The organism is Psychrobacter sp. ANT_H3, assembly GCF_027919975.1.
GTDB classification, from domain to species: domain Bacteria; phylum Pseudomonadota; class Gammaproteobacteria; order Pseudomonadales; family Moraxellaceae; genus Psychrobacter; species Psychrobacter maritimus.
On record NZ_JAQISM010000025.1, the window covers coordinates 91,513 to 110,949 of the forward strand.

Annotated in this window: 13 protein-coding genes; 6 read left to right on the forward strand and 7 right to left on the reverse strand. The window is 44.6% G+C overall.

From position 1 onward, the window contains the following. The first annotated feature begins 195 nt into the window (after positions 1 to 195). A complete protein-coding gene (locus PG901_RS11860; protein WP_271134527.1) occupies positions 196 to 1,884 on the forward strand; it encodes an MFS transporter in 1,689 nt (562 codons plus the stop codon). Between the two features lie 99 nt (positions 1,885 to 1,983). Next, a complete protein-coding gene (locus PG901_RS11865; protein WP_271134528.1) occupies positions 1,984 to 3,288 on the forward strand; it encodes an HlyD family secretion protein in 1,305 nt (434 codons plus the stop codon). 129 nt (positions 3,289 to 3,417) lie between these two features. On the opposite strand, the gene pdxH is transcribed toward PG901_RS11865, so the two are convergent. The 5 genes from pdxH to cysS form a co-directional block, all read right to left on the reverse strand. After that, a complete protein-coding gene (gene pdxH / locus PG901_RS11870; protein ID WP_271134547.1) occupies positions 3,418 to 4,077 on the reverse strand; it encodes a pyridoxamine 5'-phosphate oxidase in 660 nt (219 codons plus the stop codon). 84 nt (positions 4,078 to 4,161) lie between these two features. Next, complete coding sequence (gene glmM, locus PG901_RS11875) at positions 4,162 to 5,529, reverse strand: phosphoglucosamine mutase (RefSeq protein ID WP_271134529.1); 1,368 nt, start codon at positions 5,527 to 5,529, stop codon at positions 4,162 to 4,164. A 239-nt stretch (positions 5,530 to 5,768) separates the two neighbouring features. Continuing rightward, entirely contained in the window at positions 5,769 to 7,241 is a 1,473-nt protein-coding gene (gene guaB / locus PG901_RS11880; RefSeq protein ID WP_201565811.1) for an IMP dehydrogenase, read from the reverse strand. Positions 7,242 to 7,710: 469 nt separating this feature from the next. Next, the gene (locus PG901_RS11885) at positions 7,711 to 9,750 is read right to left on the reverse strand and encodes a mechanosensitive ion channel family protein (RefSeq protein ID WP_271134530.1); all 2,040 of its coding nucleotides are present in this window, start codon (positions 9,748 to 9,750) and stop codon (positions 7,711 to 7,713) included. Positions 9,751 to 9,878: 128 nt separating this feature from the next. Then, positions 9,879 to 11,339, reverse strand: coding sequence for a cysteine--tRNA ligase (gene cysS / locus PG901_RS11890; RefSeq protein ID WP_271134531.1), 1,461 nt, complete (start codon positions 11,337 to 11,339; stop codon positions 9,879 to 9,881). A 231-nt stretch (positions 11,340 to 11,570) separates the two neighbouring features. Here cysS and PG901_RS11895 point away from each other — a divergent pair, with 231 nt between their 5' ends. Beyond that, the gene (locus PG901_RS11895; RefSeq protein ID WP_201629031.1) at positions 11,571 to 12,170 is read left to right on the forward strand and encodes a cob(I)yrinic acid a,c-diamide adenosyltransferase; all 600 of its coding nucleotides are present in this window, start codon (positions 11,571 to 11,573) and stop codon (positions 12,168 to 12,170) included. Between the two features lie 126 nt (positions 12,171 to 12,296). Here PG901_RS11895 and PG901_RS11900 read toward each other — a convergent pair whose 3' ends face one another. Continuing rightward, a complete protein-coding gene (locus PG901_RS11900; protein ID WP_271134532.1) occupies positions 12,297 to 13,286 on the reverse strand; it encodes a hypothetical protein in 990 nt (329 codons plus the stop codon). Positions 13,287 to 13,681: 395 nt separating this feature from the next. Between PG901_RS11900 and PG901_RS11905 the strand changes: the two genes are divergently transcribed. Together PG901_RS11905 and PG901_RS11910 are read left to right on the forward strand one after the other, a co-directional pair. After that, the gene (locus PG901_RS11905) at positions 13,682 to 14,422 is read left to right on the forward strand and encodes a glycerophosphodiester phosphodiesterase (RefSeq protein ID WP_271134533.1); all 741 of its coding nucleotides are present in this window, start codon (positions 13,682 to 13,684) and stop codon (positions 14,420 to 14,422) included. A 562-nt stretch (positions 14,423 to 14,984) separates the two neighbouring features. Beyond that, positions 14,985 to 16,160, forward strand: coding sequence for an acyl-CoA desaturase (locus tag PG901_RS11910; protein ID WP_406947528.1), 1,176 nt, complete (start codon positions 14,985 to 14,987; stop codon positions 16,158 to 16,160). A 236-nt stretch (positions 16,161 to 16,396) separates the two neighbouring features. Here the strand turns inward: PG901_RS11910 and PG901_RS11915 are convergent, their stop codons facing one another. Next, positions 16,397 to 17,704, reverse strand: a complete 1,308-nt coding sequence (locus tag PG901_RS11915; protein ID WP_271134534.1) for an RNA-guided endonuclease InsQ/TnpB family protein — start codon at positions 17,702 to 17,704, stop codon at positions 16,397 to 16,399. A gap of 252 nt (positions 17,705 to 17,956) precedes the next feature. On the opposite strand from PG901_RS11915, the gene PG901_RS11920 reads away from it, so the two are divergent. Next, complete coding sequence (locus tag PG901_RS11920; protein ID WP_271134535.1) at positions 17,957 to 19,423, forward strand: protein adenylyltransferase SelO; 1,467 nt, start codon at positions 17,957 to 17,959, stop codon at positions 19,421 to 19,423. Positions 19,424 to 19,437: the final 14 nt, after the last annotated feature.

Here is a 19,437-nt window from a genome sequence, read left to right on the forward strand (position 1 = left end):
ATAGTCTCAAATTGAAATCATGATAAAATGATGCAAACAGTCATTTGACTGTTTTTTATTTTTTATAGCTACTATTTATAGCTACTAAATGAAGCACTTATGGCTCAATTTGATAATAGCTCGTCCAATTATTGCTCGTCTAGGAATCCTACGATGTCACTTTATCTTTCTACTTTTAGCAGGTGGCGATAGACAATGAGCAATGAATACCAATTCAAACCGCACGAACAACCCTTTATGGTGGGTTCGCCCGCCACACCCGACCATCCTACGCGCCGCAAAGTATTTTATCTATTGATTGGTATTTTTATTGGCATCACCGCCAGCTTTCAAAATGGTTTATTGGTGGCAAATCTGACCCAAATCCAAGGTGAAATGGGCTTGACGCCAGTCGAAGGTGGCTGGATATCGGTCGCCTATAATATGACCAATGCTTGTATCACCGTGCTGCTATACAAAATCCGTCAGCAATTTGGTATGGCGCTCTTTAGCAAAATCACCCTGTTCTCACTGTTGGCGGCCACCAGTTTACAATGGTTGGTCAGTAGCCATCTCTTAGACACCAGCGCTATTATCATTGAGCCTTATTATATAGAAATCATCGCCCGCGGCTTAAGCGGTATGGTTGCTAGTGCCATGACGGTATTGGCTATTTTTTATTGCCTGCAAGGTATGCCAACCGCCAAACGCATTAGCGGTCTGATTTTGGGGTTTGGCTTAGTACAATTTGGCATTCCTCTCTCAAGGATTATCTCGCCATATCTTGCGGTCGATGGCCAGCTTGAAACGCTATTTTTGTTTGAATTGGGCTTAACCCTGATTTGCTTTGCCCTGATTAATATCTTAGAGCTACCACCCGGCAATACCGAAAAAGTATTCGAAAAACTGGATTTTTTAAGCTTTGCGTTTTTTGCCAGCGGACTTGCAGCGTTAGCAGTCTTTTTGGTTCAAGGGCGTATCCAGTGGTGGACGACACCTTGGCTGAGCTATCCGCTCATCATTGCGGTGGTGACGATTAGCATCGCTTTATGGATTGAAACGCACCGTAAAAACCCAATGTTACAAGTGCGCTGGATGCGTAGCCGCAATATCATCGCTTTTACGATAACCGGCGCGGTGATGCGTATTTTATTATCCGAGCAAAATGTCGGTGCAGCAGGCTTACTGGCCAATTTGGGCTACGGAAATGATCAGTTGATTACCTTTTATGCGGTGATACTTGCCGCCAGCGTTCTGGCCTTGGTCATCAGTATTTTTAGGACCAATGCGATGGATTTACGCCGTCCAGTCATTTTCGCTGTCGCCCTGATTGCGGTTGGCGCATGGCTAGATACAGTTATTTCGCTAAATTCTGCCCCTTATATGTTTTATGTCAGTCAATTTATGATTGCCTTTGCTGCCGTTTACTTTATGGGTCCCATGGTTTTTGAAGGGATGTTTCGCGCTATCGCTAACGGCCCCGCTTACATTATTAGTTTTTCGGTTATTTTTAGCATCTCGCAGACCATTGGCGGACTTGCAGGCGCGGCAGCGATTCAAGCGTTTACCACCATACGTACACAGATACACTACGCTGATATGGTCAGCTCGCTTAATTTGGGCGACCCGGCCTTAATGGCACAAGTTGCAGGCGCAGGACGTATATTATCTACCCAAATCACGGATGCCAATCAAGCAAATGTCGCAGCGATGGGACAAGTATTGCAAGGTATTCAGCGCCAAGCGACTGTCGCCGCCTATGCTGATTTATTTTTTCTTATGGCAACTATCGCCTCCATCACAACGCTGATTTTATTACTAAATTACTTGTATCATCGCTACCATAAACGTAATCCATTGGCTAAAGAATTGGCAGCGATTGCAAAAATGCGCGAAGCAAAATAGCCCGAATAATTAAAGCATTTTCTTCATTTAAAAATGCCACTTAACATATTAATTAATGCAAAAAACTTATGATAACTATTCAAACTTTAGGAGCGCGGCATGAGTCAAGAAAAATCTGATGAGCTTAACCAAAACCCTAAGCCTGCCTCTGACGCGCTAACCAACGACACTCATGCTCCTGATGCAACAAATCATCCAAGTGCTGCGGTCAATATAGATAAATCAGCTAACGACAGGCTCGTAAATGATGAGAGTATTGTTAATGACGAGAGTACTGTTAATGAGAGTCTTACTGACAGTGATGAGTCGTCCATGCCGCCTATGCCGCCAAAGGAGCCTATTCCTAGCAGCGACGGCTGGTCGCCAAAGAAGAAATCTTATTTAAATTTAGGCATACTAATCGCCTTGATTGTGATTGGCGTGGCATTAATTTTGTATGCTTGGAAGCTGCCGCCCTTTACTCCGACGGTCCAGCAGACCAATAATGCCTTTATTAAAGGACAAACCACTATTATTAGTCCGCAAGTATCTGGCTACGTGACTGAGGTGGCGGTTGAGGATTTTGCCAATGTTAAAGAAGGTGATTTATTAATCAAAATAGACGATCGTACTTTTAGACAGCAGCTTGAGCAAGCGCAGGCAAACATTGAAATCGCTGTGACCAATCGCGCTAGTAATGCGCAGGATACAGGAACCAGCCAAGCGCAAATCGAAGCACGCGAGGCGGACTTATATAGTGCTAAAGTCAGCGTCGACAGTGCGCGTGAAGATGTCAAACGCTATCAAGGTTTAGACGCTATCGGCGCGGTATCAAAGGCAGAAGTGGCGCATATCAAAGCGCAACTTGCAAAAGCGCAGGCCAACGTGCAACAAGCAGAAGCGAATTTACAAGTGGCTCGTGAGGCAAGCGAGAAGACCAGCGGTAGCCGCTCATCTTTAGATGCCAATATTAAGAGTGCAGATGCCGGTGCCAAGCAAGCTCAGATTAATTTAGATAATACCGTTATTAAGGCACCGGAATCTGGGCAGCTGAGTCAAATCAGTGTCAAAGAAGGACAATACGTGAGCGCAGGTACGCAGCTGATGTATATCGTACCAAAAGGCGTATGGATTATTGCCAACTTTAAAGAAACGCAAGTAGCCAATATGCGTATCGGTGAGCCCGCCACCATTCATGTTGATGCCCTTGGCGGTGCCAAATTTCGCGGTCATGTCAGTAATATCTCGCCTGCAACGGGCAGCGAATTTAGCGCGGGCGCGGCCAACCCTGCGACGGGTAACTATATCAAAATTGCCCAGCGCGTTCCTGTTAGAATTGATTTAAACCAAAACCAGCCTAACCTTGCGCGGTTACGTCCAGGTATGTCAGTATCAGTGAATGTCGATACCAAAGCAAGAAGTTAATGCAAGAAATTAGGCTAAAAATCAGCGCAAGAAAAGCCTCTTTAAATGCCTAACGTGTTAGGTTTAAAGAGGCTTTTTGATTTTTGCAATATCTTATTTTCAGTAGATTTTAGCTTAAATGAGCTAATTTTATGGTAACAAGCGTTTGGTTGTCCATTTTGCCGCGTCGCCCGTGCCACTCTTATCTTGCGTATAAACAATGCGGTCATGCATACGATTGGCACGGCCTTGCCAAAACTCGATGCTCTCAATCGTAATCTCATAGCCACCCCAAAACTCAGGGGTTGGTACTTGACTGTCTGCTGGATAATCATTTTGCAACTGCTCAAACGTTTGCTCCATGACCTCGCGATTGGCAACCTCACCACTTTGCGGCTGGCTAACCCATGCGCCCACTTGACTGTCGTGCGGACGTTTTTGAAAGTAAGCGGCCGATTTATTGGCATCTATTTTAGCAATGCTGCCACTGATACGAATCTGACGCTCAAGCTGATGCCAAAAAAACAACGCTTCAGCATTGGGATTTTCAGCGATATCTTGACCCTTGGCGCTTTCGTAATTGGTATAAAACACGATACCGGTATCGGTAATTTCACGCAGCAAGACAATACGCACGCTAGGCTTATTGTCCGCCCCGCACGTCGCTAAACTCATCGCATACGGTTCTGGTACTTGCGCTGCTATAGCCTCATTCATCCAAGCGTTTAACAGCTCAAATGGCGATGCAGGCACTGACTGCTGGTCAAGCTGACCTTTCTCATAGGATAGGCGCTGATCGGTAAAATCCATACTCATGCTGGTTTCTCGCTATACTTTTAAATACAAACTATACCCGTAAATACTATCAATCTAGAATTTTTAATCCAAGATTTCTTAGCCTAAAACCGTTTTTATTTTATCGGCCAAATCATTGGCCATCACATCGCATTCTATCTCATCATCTGACTCAACCATGACTCGAATCATAGGCTCTGTACCTGATTGACGAATAAGCAGGCGACCTCGACCCTCTAAAGTGGCGCGGGCTTTATCAAAAGCGTTGACAAGCTCTTCATGTTCAAACGGATCTTGCATTTGCGATAAGCGCACATTGATCAGTTTTTGTGGTAATACTTCAAAACCTTCGGTCAAATCACTAAGCGCTTTACCACGTGCTTGCATGACTGCGAGTATTTGTAAGCCTGCGATAATGGCATCACCGGTACGGCTTTTATCCAAGCATAAAATATGACCAGATGGCTCGCCGCCCAATATCCAACCATTGGCTTCAAGGTCTTGCATGACGTAACGATCGCCTACTTTTGCACGGGTAAATTCAATGTCAGCGTCTTTTAACGCCAATTCTAAGCCCATATTGCTCATCAATGTCCCAACGACGCCTTTGGCTTTGGTTTGACCTTGGGTAGCCAGCACATACAAAATGCCATCGCCATCGACTAACTCGCCGGCTTCATCGACCATCACGATACGGTCACCATCGCCATCTAAGGCAATACCGACATCCGCTTCATGCTCGAGTACGGCTTTTTGCAAACTTTCAGGATGCGTTGAGCCGCACTTCGCATTGATATTAATACCATCGGGTTTGTTGTTAATCGCAATGACATTGGCGCCAAGCTCGCGCATGACGCGCGGGGCGACACTGTAGCCTGCGCCATTGGCACAGTCAACGACAACGGTTAAATGGTCCAAGTCGTATTGATAAGGAAAGCTGCCTTTGCAAAACTCAATATAGCGCCCTTTAGCATCATTAATGCGATTATTTTTCCCCAATTTTGCTGGATCTAAAATAGGCATCAGAGCATCGTTATTGCCCGAGGCAGCCATAATGGCGGTCAATTTATCGTTAATGGCATTTTGCAGCTCATCGGTGAGTTTTTTGCCATCACCTGAAAAGAATTTAATACCGTTATCAAAATAAGGATTGTGCGAGGCTGAAATCACTACGCCAGCATCAGCATTAAAGCTACGCGTCAGATGCGCAATAGCAGGCGTTGGTAGCGGCCCTAGCATATGGACGTCGACACCGGCGGCATTAAAACCCGCTTGCAGCGCGCCTTCAATCACATAACCTGATAGACGCGTGTCTTTACCAATGACCACACTGGGTTTACGAGCAGGATTATTATTATTTTCTATCAGCACCAACCCCGTGACATAGCCTAACTTTAAAATAAAATCAGGGGTAATGGGTAACTCACCAAATTTTCCGCGAATACCATCAGTGCCAAAGTAGCTCATTATTATTATTCCTCAATGTTAAAAAGTAAAAACCAGACGTGCGCATAGCCCATAGCCCATAGCCGTAGATACAGATACAGATACAGATACAGATACAGATACAGATACGCTTAATCCAATCTTGTATTTTACAAAAAAAACAGCCAACAATAACAAGGCATTGTTGGCTGTTTGTATCTCGACGTCACGACAACGCTACTAAGCCAGAAATTTGCACTTAGGCAGCGTTAAAAATGCTATTAGTTGACACGGTAGTTAGGCGCTTCTTTGGTAATCTGCACATCATGGACGTGTGATTCTTTCATACCCGCTGAAGTGACTTTGACAAACTGTGGCTTAGTACGCATCTCTTCGATGGTTGCACAGCCGGTATAACCCATTGATGAACGCAGACCACCCATCATCTGATTGACAATGCCAGAAACTGGACCTTTATAAGGGACACGGCCTTCAATACCTTCTGGTACCAATTTTTCCACACCATCTTTGGCATCTTGGAAATAGCGATCTGACGAGCCGTTTTGACCTGACATCGCACCCAAGCTACCCATACCGCGATAGGCTTTATAATAGCGACCTTGGAACAGCTCAACTTCACCTGGCGCTTCTTCGGTGCCCGCCATCAGTGAACCAACCATGATGCATGACGCGCCAGCAGCAATGGCTTTTGCCATATCGCCTGAATAGCGAATGCCACCATCAGCAATCAGTGGAATACTGTCTTGTAGCGCGTTTGCTACGCTATCAATCGCAGAGATTTGTGGCATACCAACACCAGCGATAATGCGCGTGGTACAGATAGATCCTGGACCGATACCTACTTTTACCGCATCCGCACCAGCATCACGTAACGCCAAAGCGGCATCACCAGTGGCAATATTACCGCCGATAACTTGAACGTTTGGAAAGTTCTTTTTAATCCAAGAAACTTTATCAATCACGCCTTTTGAATGACCATGCGCCGTATCAACAACAATGATATCGACGTCAGCTGCAATCAAGGCTTCAACACGTGCTTGGGTATCAGCGCCCGTACCAACAGCCGCACCAACGCGCAGACGACCGTGCTCATCTTTACAAGCATTGGGATTATTTTCTGCTTTGGTAAAATCATTGACCGTAATCAGACCACGCAAACGAAAATCATCATTAATCACAATGACTTTTTCGATACGGTGCTCATGAAGGAGTTTTTTGATATTCTCATTACTTTCACCTTCTTTGACGGTGACCAGCTGATCTTTTGGCGTCATGATATGACTGACTGGCAATGACAAATTGGTCTCAAAACGCCAGTCGCGGTGGGTGACGATACCGATTACTTTATCGGTGCCCTTCTCAACCACAGGCACACCTGAGATATTGTTATCTTGGGTCAATCTTAGTAGCTCACCAATCGTCATCTCTGGATGAACCGTGATAGGGTCAACCACCGTACCTGCTTCGAATTTTTTGACACGGCGTACTTGCATGGCCTGCTTATCGATATCCATGCTCTTATGCAAGATACCCAGTCCACCAAGCTGTGCCATGGTAATGGCCATGTCAGACTCAGTAACGGTATCCATCGCAGCAGAAATCATTGGTAAGTTTAGCGTGATGTTTTTGGTTAGGCGGGTCGTTAAATCAGCAGCTTTTGGTAGGATTTCAGAATAAGCTGGCAATAATAAAACGTCATCAAAGGTTAAGGCTTCATCGACAATTCGCAACATACAGACCCCTAGTGGTGGTTATTTTGATGGGTGGGCAATGCAGTATCAAGTCGATAAACGAATGTTTTGTCAAAACCAGCCGGCTAAAATGCAAATGAAGATAAAGCCATCGGATTGTGATAAAACCATGAGGAACAAACACTAAATACCAACATTCGCTCGGCACGTTATCTATTTATCAGCGCTAATAAAACGATTGGGTAAGTAGATTTGCCAATACAGCGCCTCTAAACATCCTAAAGTCTGATTAACGATGCTTAATAACTGAATTATCCCTTAAAAATAACGCCATATTATAACAAATAAGGCAAGCCTTCGCATAACATATTTGTCAGCTTATTTTGCTATAACCGCAATCCTAATTAATCCTCCCTGCTTATTTATAAAACCACTCTTTAAGAAGCTTAAAATACAATCGAATAGCATTGTTATAGACCAAAATATTAGATTTAAATCTTTAACAAAAAACTTAACCATCACCTGCTTTGACAATCAAACGCTCAGCCGGTAAATACTCTTTTTGTTCGTTATATAAATAGCCTAGCATCTGCTCACGTACTTCACACTCGAGTGTCCATGCATCAATAGGGCTATTAGCCGCTTGGCTACAGCGTAGCTTAATAGTGGTTTCTGATACCGAGACGGTAAACAGCTCAGGCTCAGTTTCACCGTCCCATAGCGCATTGTCTTTTACTAACTCGATGTATTTGTGCCGAATGGCGTCAATATCAGCGCCATAATCGACATACAAATAAATCACTGACGTTTGATGCGATTCGGTATGCGACCAGTTTTCCACAATCTCAGTGATAAAATGACGCATAGGTACTATCAAGCGGCGCTCATCCCACGTTTTTAGTACCGCATAGGTGTAGCCTAAATCCTCAATCGTACACCATTCACCCTCCATCATCACCGTATCGCCAATACGCACCGGCTGGGTAATGGCGACCTGCATCCCTGCGATGATATTGCCTAAAATGGGCTGGGCGGCAATACCTATCACCGCGCCGGCAATCCCCGCTGAAGTGAGTAAGGTCTTACCCAAACCATCGATATTGGTAAATTCACTCAGCCCTATCCAAATTCCGCCTAAAATCATCACAAAGATAAAGACGCGGCGAAAGATAGACACATAAGTGCGACGGCTGCGGCCTTTATCAAACTGCTCTTCGCTTAAATTTTCGATTTGCAAATCTTTATAACGATTGGCAAAGAAATTAATGGCGCGAATGCCAAGCCACATGGCACTAAATACCAAGCCAATCCAAATAATGGGTCGTGTCGATGACGCTAAGGCATCTAAATAAGGAAAGCCGCCTGATACCAACGTATAAACAGATGAAAAACTGATGGTAAAAGTCAAAGGCACGGTCAGTTTATTGACTAAATCTTCCACCCCGTTGTGATGAACAGTACCAAGTCGGTTGCCTTCTTTATCCAAAACATACCAATTGAGCAGTTTACCGGCCGCTTTACTTAATAGCCAACCGGCGCCCATGGTAAAAGAAAAGAACATGAATAGTGCTATAAATTCCCAAATCGCAATACCAAAGACTTTTAACTTGGTCCAGTCGGGCAAATAACGCTCAAACTTTGCGGGCTGATATTGCTCGTATAACTTATCGATATTGGCTACGGTCTGCGCAGAAAACACCCAAAAAGGCGCGCTATCATCGAGGCGAACGCGTTCGAGATGTATCGGTATGCGGCGCTCGCGATAGTCGATATAGCCTAATTGAATCGAACGCCTAGGAATGCCTTGAATACTATTCGTGCTACCAAGCGGCGGCTCTATCAAACCATCTGGGCGATCTGGCAGCTTATCAAACACATAAAGCTTTTTTTCTACCAATAAAAAATCAAGCTGTTTGACTAGATCCATTGCTTGGCTGCTTTGTTGCTTTTCATCAATCAAGTTCATATTGAGCGCATAAGCGGCCAAGTCATACTGCTGCTTTATAACCGCTGATTGAAAAAACTCTAACGTTGCCAGTGGTGTCGATAAATTCGGTGGCTCAGATAAGGGCGGCAAGCCTGCATTGAGAGTACTTAATGCATAATAGCCTTCGTTATAATCACCCGTCAGACCAGAATCGCCTTGTAGCACGCCCACTTGCTGCACGGTTTTTTTCTCAAGCGGACTAATCATCTCTTCAGCAATAGCAGAGGCGCTCACGCCTTCTCTTTTCAGCTTATCAATCTGTTGCTCGGCATAATCAACGATGTTTTCTGGCGCAGTATTATCGGTACTGGCAGCATTAGCAGGCAGATAAACAATGCTTAGGATAATAACGGCCATGCTGAGAATAAAGTGACGGATACTTAAATGCTTATTAAATCTTTTTCCATTAGCCATAATAGTATTCACACTCTCAAGTTTTTTGAAAGTCTCAAATTTTTCATGATTATCAAAACCAACAATATCAGCATCACCAATATTACCATTATTGCCAGTATTTAGAATTTGGAGGTTTTTAACAACCAAAGACCAATGAGAGTGTTTCATACGATAAGGCTCTGCTGCATTAAGTATAGGATTAAGCTAATGCACTGGGCAAAAAAAAGCCAGCGCTAAGCTGACTTAATTTATGGGCAAACTGTTAATCAATACAATTGGTTAATAGAGAATATGATTTAAGCGCGGCGCCAAGTCGTACCCGCGCGGCTGTCTTCAAGCTCAATACCAGCATTCTTTAACTGCTCGCGTATCTCGTCAGCACGGGCGAAGTTTTTATTGGTTTTGGCATCTGCGCGCTCGATGATTAATCCATCAATAGCCGCATCGCTTAAACCGTCAGCTTGCGCCTCACCGATGACCGCTTGTAGAAACTGCTGTACTGGCAGCTGCAATATATTTAGCGTCTGCGCCAAGGCTTTAAGCTGCTGCGCCAATTGCCATGCACCCTCTACGTCTTCCGCCTTAAGTGCTTTATTGATATCACGTGCCAACCCAAACAATACACTAATAGCCGTTGAGCTATTAAAATCATCGTTCATGGCTTTGATAAAGTCTTGTCCCGCCGCACTTTCATAAGCAGCTGTTATCAGCTCATCATCGATAATAAGCGCTTGCCCTTTTTGTTGTTCGGCAGCTTTTAACGCTTGATATAACCTGCTTAGGCTATTATGTGCTTCATTTAAAGCGCTATCGGAGAAGTTTACTTGGCTGCGGTAATGGCTTGATAATAAGAAAAAACGCAGCGTTTCAGGATGGAAATGCTTGATGACGTCACGAATGGTGGCAAAGTTACCCAAAGATTTGGACATTTTTTCGCCATCGACATTAATAAAGCCAACGTGCATCCAATTACGCGCGTACTCGCAGCCCGTCGCCGCTTCCGATTGTGCTATCTCATTTTCATGATGTGGAAACTGTAAATCATGACCGCCGCCATGAATATCAAAAGTATTGCCAAGGCATTTGGTCGACATCGCCGAGCATTCAATATGCCAGCCCGGACGTCCTTGACCCCATGGCGATGCCCATTGTGGCTCACCAGGTTTTGCCGCTTTCCATAGGACAAAGTCAAACGGATTGCGCTTGTCATTTTCGACATCAACGCGCGAGCCCGCTTGCATATCGTCCAAATTGCGCTTGGATAATTTGCCATAATCAGGGAAGCTATCGACCGCATAATAAACATCGCCATTATCGCCAGCGTAAGCGTAATCATTACTGACCAAATTGCCAATCATCTGCTGCATCTCATCGATATGGTCGGTCGCACGCGGCTCGGCATCAGGCGATAAGCAACCAAGCGCCGCAAAGTCTTCGTGCATCGCTGCAATAAAACGCTGGGTTAATGCGCCAATCTCTTCGCCGTTTTCGGCAGCACGGGTGATGATTTTGTCATCAATATCGGTGATATTACGCACATAATTAACGTCATAACCCAATTGTTTCAGCCAGCGTACCGCCATATCAAAGGCAACCATCATCCGCGCATGACCGATATGACAATAATCATAGACCGTCATCCCGCACACATACATGCCGACTTTGCCCGCAACAAGCGGTTTGAATGACTGCTTGCGCCCAGTAAGTGAGTCGTAGATGGCAAGCTGAGACATAGCGTCTGCAAGAGGTGTGGTCATAGTAGAAAAGCCTTTTGATTAAAAGTATAAGAAATAAACGAGCATATCCATACTGCATTCCGTGGTCATAAAATGTCTATCTATAAAAGATTTTAACGTGATTATGACCCTAAGGAGCACAGAATATAAAACTTAACCCATTATCTTAGCGAAAATGCTCGTAAAATACTACAATGAGCGCACAACTAAGACTCGCAATGATAAAAAACACCGACCGCTAAGGATGCAAACATGGGCAATCGTTTAAGCAAAATATATACACGTACCGGAGATGACGGCACCACCGGCATGGCAGATGGCAGCCGCGTGAGTAAAGCGGATAATCTATTTAGCGTGATGGGTGATATCGATGAGCTCAATTCACACATAGGTTTAATCCGCGCGCAATTGACGCAAACTTCAACTGACGTAAATAAAGAAGCCGATTTTGCGCAAGCGTTAGTGATTATTCAGCATTTGCTATTTAATATCGGTGGCGAGCTTGCCATGCCAGAATATGAAGGCGTGAGCGCCGTCCATATCGACTGGTTAGAGCAGCAAATTGATGCGATGAATAGCACCTTGCCAGCGTTGAAAGATTTTATCTTACCGACAGGCTCAGTGCTTGTCAGTCAACTGCATGTGGCACGTACCGTCTGTCGCCGTGCTGAGCGTCAAGCAGTATTATTGCAACAGCAGCGCCCACAAGCAATCCGTCCAACAGCGGTCAGCTTTATCAATCGCTTATCTGATTGGCTGTTTGTTGCCGCCCGTTTCTGTACCGACCCTGAGCAAGTTTCTGAAGTATTATGGGACAGTCAAGTACTACAGAAATTCGCTGATAATAAATAGCGTAAGCTTAACCATTACATTATTAGCCAAAGACTAAATCTAGCAAGCAAAACGCCCGCAACTTACGATGGTTGCGGGCGTTTTTATTTCAAACTCTAGGCTTAAACAGTAACTACTGACATTTTATTAATAAGTAGCGTTTTTATCTTCAATAATCACCATGTCGATACTTTCATCTTTAGGTACTGACTTAGGCGTGGCTGGGGTCGCAGGCGCTGACGTACTAGGCGTTGCGGCCGCTTGGTTACTGCTTTGACTGTTCTGACTATTGCTACTCTGACTACTATTGCTTTGACTGCTGCTATCTTGATTACTTTGCTTCACAGTCGGTGGCGTAGCAGGTTGAGTTGGGCGCACAGGGGTTACTGGCGTGACTTGTCTTGGCTGACGCGGTTGGCTGTCGTTGTTATTTTGCGCAGCTTGACGGCGACGTTCAGCTTGCTGGGCAGCGCGCTGAGCACGCTGCTCTTCTAACGCCGACTGAAAGACTGAGCCTGCCACCACTTCTGATACGACTGTAATCAACGCTGGCTGCCCTGCGATACGCGTACGTACTTGACCACCTTGCGTACCAACGACATAAGTAAAGGCATCATCAACTAGCATGTTGTTATTGATACGGATATTGTCATTGGCTAAACGAGACTGCAAGCTTGGCTGATTATTGGCGGCTTGCAGTTGGCTCGCTTGATATAAATCTTCACTTGGCAAGGTCATGCTGACGCTCGCTTGACACGTGGTCATGCCATTGGCATTGGCTGCTTGTAAAACTGCGGCATTTTGGACATCGATGACGATACCATTGGTTTTCTCAGTGACAGCGCCGCCATTTAGACCAATCTCAGCATCGTTGGCGTAGCTTGCAGCCAGCGTTTGTCCTTGTTGATTGAGCGTATTTTTTAAAGCGGATTTGAGGCGATCTTGTACCATCGGGTCATCACAGCTAACCGCAGTAGCAGCAGCGTTTTCGCTAGCAGTGGTGTCTTCGGTTAGCTCTGCTGTCTCCGTCGTCTCTTCTTTTTCTGAGCGGTCACAGCCAGCCAGCGCTAAACTGCAGGCGATGCCAATACCAGCAACCTTATACCATTTGCTCAAACTCTTATTTGCTACGCTCATCTTTACTTTGCTCCAATTTACTGATTCGTACCGCCACTGATGGACATTGTTTAACATTCAAAGACTCACACTGAAACCATCACGCTAAAATCGTAACTAACAATTAGCAATCGTAACAATTAACAGTCATCGTGCAAGTTTTGAAAACCACATTATTATACGGTGTTTGAATTAAATGGTCATCAGTGTAGCCTATCGATATACAAATAACGCCTAACATTAGGGCTAAAATCGAGGTTTGGTTGCAAAAACGCAACAAATACCTAGGGAAATAATGGCGTAAGTTATTGGCGCATCTCATATAAGTGATGAATCTGCTATCCGGCAAATATTTTATTAGACCCAGTTTTCTAGAGGCGATATGATGGCGGTAAAATACTTGATAGTTATTGATAATGATAAATTTTAAAAACACGCTTTTATTGGGCCATCGCGGCGCGCGCGGTGAAGCAGTAGAAAATACTGTAGCAGGTTTTAAGCTTGCGCAAAATCTGCAAACATCGGGCTTAGCCGGTGTGGAATTCGATGTGCAGTTGACTGCGGATGGTCACTTAATGGTCTTTCACGATGACAATTTACAACGTATGTGCGCGCAGCAATCACGTATCGATCAGTTAAGCCTGGCTGAAATTGAGCGCTACTCGCAATTGGATAATAAGCAATCTGGCCATAAGATTACGCCGTTAGCGCATATAGCACCAGCCTTAGAAGGATTTAGTTATATTGAGCTTGAGATTAAGACTCATGAGCGCACGGATTACCGCAAGCTAATTAACGCTTTGATGACGGATTTAATCGACAGTCCGCTTGCCAACCTACCTATCGTGTTGACCAGCTTTGATATCGAGCTACACGCGGGACTGCAACGCAATAAGCTGTTGCAGCACATACCACGTGGTTTATTGATTCGGACGCCTGAAACCTTGATCACGGCATCTAATACTGCGCTGCAACTTGGCTGTGTGCAACTCGGTATTCACTATCCGCTGCTGAATCAAGCAGTCATTGCCCACTGTCATCGCTATAACTTGCCTATCAGTGCGTGGACGGTCAATGATAGCAACACGATTGAACAATTGATCGCGTGGCAAGTCGATGTCATTATCACTGACTATCCAACCTATTTGCTTACATAAACTATTTGCTCACATCACCTATCTATTCATAGATAGAAGGGGTTATTTATGCTCATGCAACCTTTTGCTACCTATATATAACCCACACCTCTTTTAATGATTGCCTGTTTTTAATGAACACCTCTTTTAATGACTACCATAGTTTAATACCCTACATATCTACCATCGTACTTACACTTTCACTAAATTGCTGATAAGTCTTGGGTTATTTACGATAATACATTCCATAACTCATACAAGTTATTGTTATTTAGCAATATTTTTCTAGTGTATAACTGTTCACTTTGTCTTTCTTTTCAGGTAATATGGGGTCTAAAATTAATACCGTTAGGAATATTACATGATTGCTAAAAAAGTAATAGGCTTACCACTTAAGGGCTTACGTTTGGCCATGAAGTCGGGTGATACGCTTATACAGCACGCTGGCACTCAAGCACTACGCGTAAAGACGTGGCTTGATACTAGCAAAAGCAAAACTGACGACGCTGCCGATACGCAGTTTGCGACCACCAGCGGCTATAAAAATGCCAATGCAGCGAGCAACGATGAAGGCATCGATCCTCTGGAGCTTGAATTCCAAAAATCGCCGATTAACTTGGTACCAGCGATTTTCCTTATTACAACGCCTATTGCTGCTGCCGTCATTACGCCATGGTACTTACTGACCCATCAGGTTAGTGCGCCTGTTTGGGGGGTGTTTGGTGCCTTTATGGTCTGGACAGGTATTAGTATTACCGCAGGCTATCACCGCCTACTGTCGCACCGTGCGTATAAAGCCCATCCTTTGGTAAAAAACTTCCTATTGCTAGGCTCAACCCTTGCGGTTCAAGGCTCAGCCTTTGACTGGGTGTCAGGTCACCGTACCCATCACCGTCATGTTGATGATCGCATGGATGATCCTTATTCAGCACAGCGTGGGTTTTTCTTTAGCCACATTGGCTGGATGCTACGTAATTACCCTAGCGGGCGCTTTGACTATAAAAACATTCCTGACTTAACCAAAGATAAAGTGCTACAGATTCAGCACAAATACTATGGTCTATGGGTATTAGCAACCAACGTTGCGATGGTCGCTGCGGTTGGTTGGTTAATCGGTGATGTTTGGGGTACGTTAATCTTGGCAGGTTTACTGCGCTTGGTATTGACCCATCACTTTACCTTCTTTATTAACTCGCTATGCCATATGTTTGGTACGCGTCCTTATACCGACACCAATAGCGCGCGTGATAACTTCTTCCTTGCTATCTTTACTTGGGGTGAGGGTTATCATAACTATCATCACTTCTTCCAATACGACTATCGTAATGGTGTGAAATGGTGGCAATATGACCCAACTAAATGGTTGATTGTTGGCCTATCTAAACTTGGTTTAACGAGTGAATTGCGTACGGTTGACGACACCACCATCAAGCATGCTGAAGTGCAAATGCAGTTCAAAAAAGCCCAACAGCAGATTGATAATGCCACCGCAAACGGACTTGATATTCCTCATGCGATGAAGAGTTTCCAAGATCGTATTAAGTTTGAATACGATGCCTTTACGCAGACGGTCGAAGAATGGCAAGCGCTAAAAGCTAAGACCATTGAGCTGAAAAAAACTGAATTTGCTGATCGCTTGCATGAAGTTGAAGAAACGCTAAAACAGGATTATGCCAAGGTTGAACAAAAAATACTGGCGCATAACAGCAATCTAAAAAATGCGTTTCGCTCTATCGGTCAAAGCCCAAAAGCCGCTTAAGTATTTATAAAGATTACTGATTTAACTCCTTTATTATCAGCCTTTATTGTCAGTCTCTCCTGCCCTCTATCTGTAAAGATAGGGGGTTTTTTTATGGTAATGATTTGCGTGCTAATTACTTATGGACTAATTACAAGAGATGGACAGAGTGAAACGCGGCATTATTAAGGCTATGTTTTGACATACTCCCACCACTTTCGCCAAGCCCAAGCGGGGGATTCTAGAAGCAAACGCTCTTAGGCGACATTCTCACGAGTATCACAAGTTTTCTGCTTCATCGGGCGACCTTTACTGCGTGCTCCCTCCACAGACAACACGGCATGTCCTGCCGCAAGAATATTTTTAGCTGCATTCACATCAGCATTTGCTGTAGGCCCGCATTTGACGCACTCAAATTTAGCCTGAGTTTGTCTATTCTCTTTGGTAATATGCTGACATTGGGAGCAGGTCTGACTGGTGTATTGCGGATTGACTTTGACAAGTAATCCGCCTGTCCAGTGCTGCTTGTACTCAAGCATATCAATCATCATGCCCCAGCCTTGATCCAAAATGGATTTATTCAATCCTGACTTGGCTTTGACGTTACGCCCTTTGTTTTCTAACGTACCGCTTGCAGATTTCGACATATTGGCTACTTTTAAGTCCTCACAAGCAATCATGGCGTGGTTTTTGCTGATTGTGGTGGTGATTTTATGCAAGTAATCATGGCGAATATTGGCGATGTGATGGTGTAATTTTTGAATCTTACGGTTCTGCTTTTTCCAGTTTTGACTGAATAAGACCTTTCTACTTAATTGGCGCTGTAATGCGGCCAGTTTAATTTGATTGGCTTTAAAGCTGTTTTTGGGTTTGATGTATTGACCGTCTGAGGTGGTAATGAGTTTAGTGACACCTAAATCAATACCTATGGCGCTTGTAGAGGGGTGAATTGGGTTTTGATCCAGTTGTCGCTCACACCCAAAAGACACGTACCAGTGCCCTAATTTCTTGCTAATGGTGACGTTTTTGATGGTGCCGATGATGTCTTGCGATTTTCTAAATTTCACAAATCCCACGCCATTAGGTAGTTTGACGCGATTACCCTCAACACGGCAATATTTATCAAACTGAACCAAGCGCATGGAGTCGCGGCGGTCAATTTTACGTTTCCACTGCGGCATCAGGGGTCGTAATTGAAGCTCAGTGCCATCAAGCAACTTAAAGGATTTGGACTTTTTAGGTTTCTTCTTATTTTCTTTATATCGGGCATGGACTTTAGGGTCGAAAAATCTTGTCCAAGCCGATGCCAAGTCACGAATCTTTTGCTGCAAGGACACCGCATTTGATTGAGATTTCAAAAAAGAAAAATCAGAATTGTTCTTTAGATCCATGATTTTATTGACCAAACTGGTGGCATTAATATACTCATTTTTAGCAAACATCTCAAACGAGGCGGCCAAAATTTGATTCCAAACAAAGCGTGCAGAGCCGACAAGATTGTTCAAAACAACGGCTTGCTCTACAGTAGGCTCAAGCCTAAATTGATACGCTTTGTTGATTTTCATAACACCCATTCATTTTGCTTTATGTTTTTCTTGATATAATATCAACTCTAAAGTTTATAATAATTTACTTCAACGGATAGTTTGTATAAAAATATAATAAATACTAGGCGAAATTCACCTCTACCCTAATGTCGGGTGGAGTCCTCTTTCGCGGTTTTGATAGTGAGTTATTGTATTTAGCATTTGATTTTATATCTTTATTTTTGAACTTTCCTTCTACAACTACTTCACCCTTAAATCGGAACGGCACCTATGCGTTATCAAAATACTTACGTCAAATTAGACACTCGCCTTTATCATGAGCAGCCGCCGACACCGCTCGACAATCCGCGCGCCGGTCATTTTAATACCCAAGTTGCCGAGCAATTGGGCTGGCTTGATGATGAAGATTTAATGGCGCGTTGGGTTGAGATATTGGGTGGTCAATACGTGCCAGCCGAGTTTCAGCCGCTATCGATGGCTTATGCTGGTCATCAGTTCGGACAATGGGCGGGACAATTGGGCGATGGCCGTGGTTTACTGATGGCGCAAGTACTCGATGATAACGGCCAATTGCAGGACTTACATCTAAAGGGCGCTGGTCTAACCCCTTACTCACGGATGGGCGATGGGCGCGCGGTACTGCGTAGTACCATCCGCGAATATTTATGCGGTCATGCGCTGACCCAACTTGGCATCCCCTCGTCTAATGCCTTGGGCTTTGTGGTATCAGATACCAAAGTGCGCCGCGAGCGTATGGAAGCTGGAGCAGCCTTGATGCGCGTTGCTGACAGTCACATTCGCTTCGGTCATGTTGAGTGGATTGCCAGCTTTGCCCCTGACCTGCTCGGCGAGTTTACCGACTATATGATTGATACTTACTATCCAGAATGCCGTGATAGCGAGACGCCAGTCTTGGCATTTTTACAAGCCGTAGTTGAGCGTACCGCACGTATGATTGCGGACTGGCAGCTGATTGGCTTTGCACATGGGGTGATGAATACCGATAACTTATCGATTACTGGCAGCACCTTAGACTTTGGTCCGTTTGGTTATATGGAGCGTTTTAATCCTGCTTGGATTAACAATCACTCCGACCATACCGGACGCTATGCTTATCAAAATCAGCCTGCCATTGGGCATTGGAACTTAAATACTTGGCTACCGCACTTTATGCGTCTAGAGGGTGTCAAACGCGATACCTTGGCTGATTGCCTAGCGCCGTATGAAGCGACTTTTATGCAGCATTATCAACAAGGGCTGTGCCGTAAGCTGGGATTGCCACACGCCAAAGACAGCTTGACCCTTGCCTTTGAATGGCTGACATTGCTAGAAGATAACTTACTCGACTATAGCAATAGTTTCCGCGCGCTATTGGGTTTGGTCGCACCAAACGAGCATCCTCATGAACAGCAGCTGCTCACAATAATGACTGCTGAGTTTAATAATGAGGCGCAGCAAGTCTGGCAAGATTGGTCAACACGGTATTTGGCAGCGCTACAGCCGTTATCTAGCGAGGCATCTATTGAGGAGATGCGCCGCAATAATCCGGTTTATGTGTTACGTAATAGTATGGCGCAGCGCGTTATCACGGCGGCGGAACAGGGACAGTTTGATGAGTTAAATCGAGTCTTTGAATTGCTTGCTACCCCTTATAGCGTACAAGACATCGCCACCGAACTTGATACCTTACCACCTGCTCCGCATGCGCCGCAGATGCCGATTAGTTGCTCTTCTTAATAAAATATGAGTAA

Excerpts from the sequence above, each read along its gene's own strand:
- PG901_RS11860 (WP_271134527.1), top strand. The coding sequence starts at position 196 with ATGAGCAATGAATACCAATTCAAACCGCACGAACAACCCTTTATGGTG.
- PG901_RS11865 (WP_271134528.1), top strand. The coding sequence starts at position 1,984 with ATGAGTCAAGAAAAATCTGATGAGCTTAACCAAAACCCTAAGCCTGCC.
- pdxH (WP_271134547.1), bottom strand. The coding sequence starts at position 4,077 with ATGGATTTTACCGATCAGCGCCTATCCTATGAGAAAGGTCAGCTTGAC.
- glmM (WP_271134529.1), bottom strand. The coding sequence starts at position 5,529 with ATGAGCTACTTTGGCACTGATGGTATTCGCGGAAAATTTGGTGAGTTA.
- guaB (WP_201565811.1), bottom strand. The coding sequence starts at position 7,241 with ATGTTGCGAATTGTCGATGAAGCCTTAACCTTTGATGACGTTTTATTA.
- PG901_RS11885 (WP_271134530.1), bottom strand. The coding sequence starts at position 9,750 with ATGAAACACTCTCATTGGTCTTTGGTTGTTAAAAACCTCCAAATTCTA.
- cysS (WP_271134531.1), bottom strand. The coding sequence starts at position 11,339 with ATGACCACACCTCTTGCAGACGCTATGTCTCAGCTTGCCATCTACGAC.
- PG901_RS11895 (WP_201629031.1), top strand. The coding sequence starts at position 11,571 with ATGGGCAATCGTTTAAGCAAAATATATACACGTACCGGAGATGACGGC.
- PG901_RS11900 (WP_271134532.1), bottom strand. The coding sequence starts at position 13,286 with ATGAGCGTAGCAAATAAGAGTTTGAGCAAATGGTATAAGGTTGCTGGT.
- PG901_RS11905 (WP_271134533.1), top strand. The coding sequence starts at position 13,682 with ATGATAAATTTTAAAAACACGCTTTTATTGGGCCATCGCGGCGCGCGC.
- PG901_RS11915 (WP_271134534.1), bottom strand. The coding sequence starts at position 17,704 with ATGAAAATCAACAAAGCGTATCAATTTAGGCTTGAGCCTACTGTAGAG.
- PG901_RS11920 (WP_271134535.1), top strand. The coding sequence starts at position 17,957 with ATGCGTTATCAAAATACTTACGTCAAATTAGACACTCGCCTTTATCAT.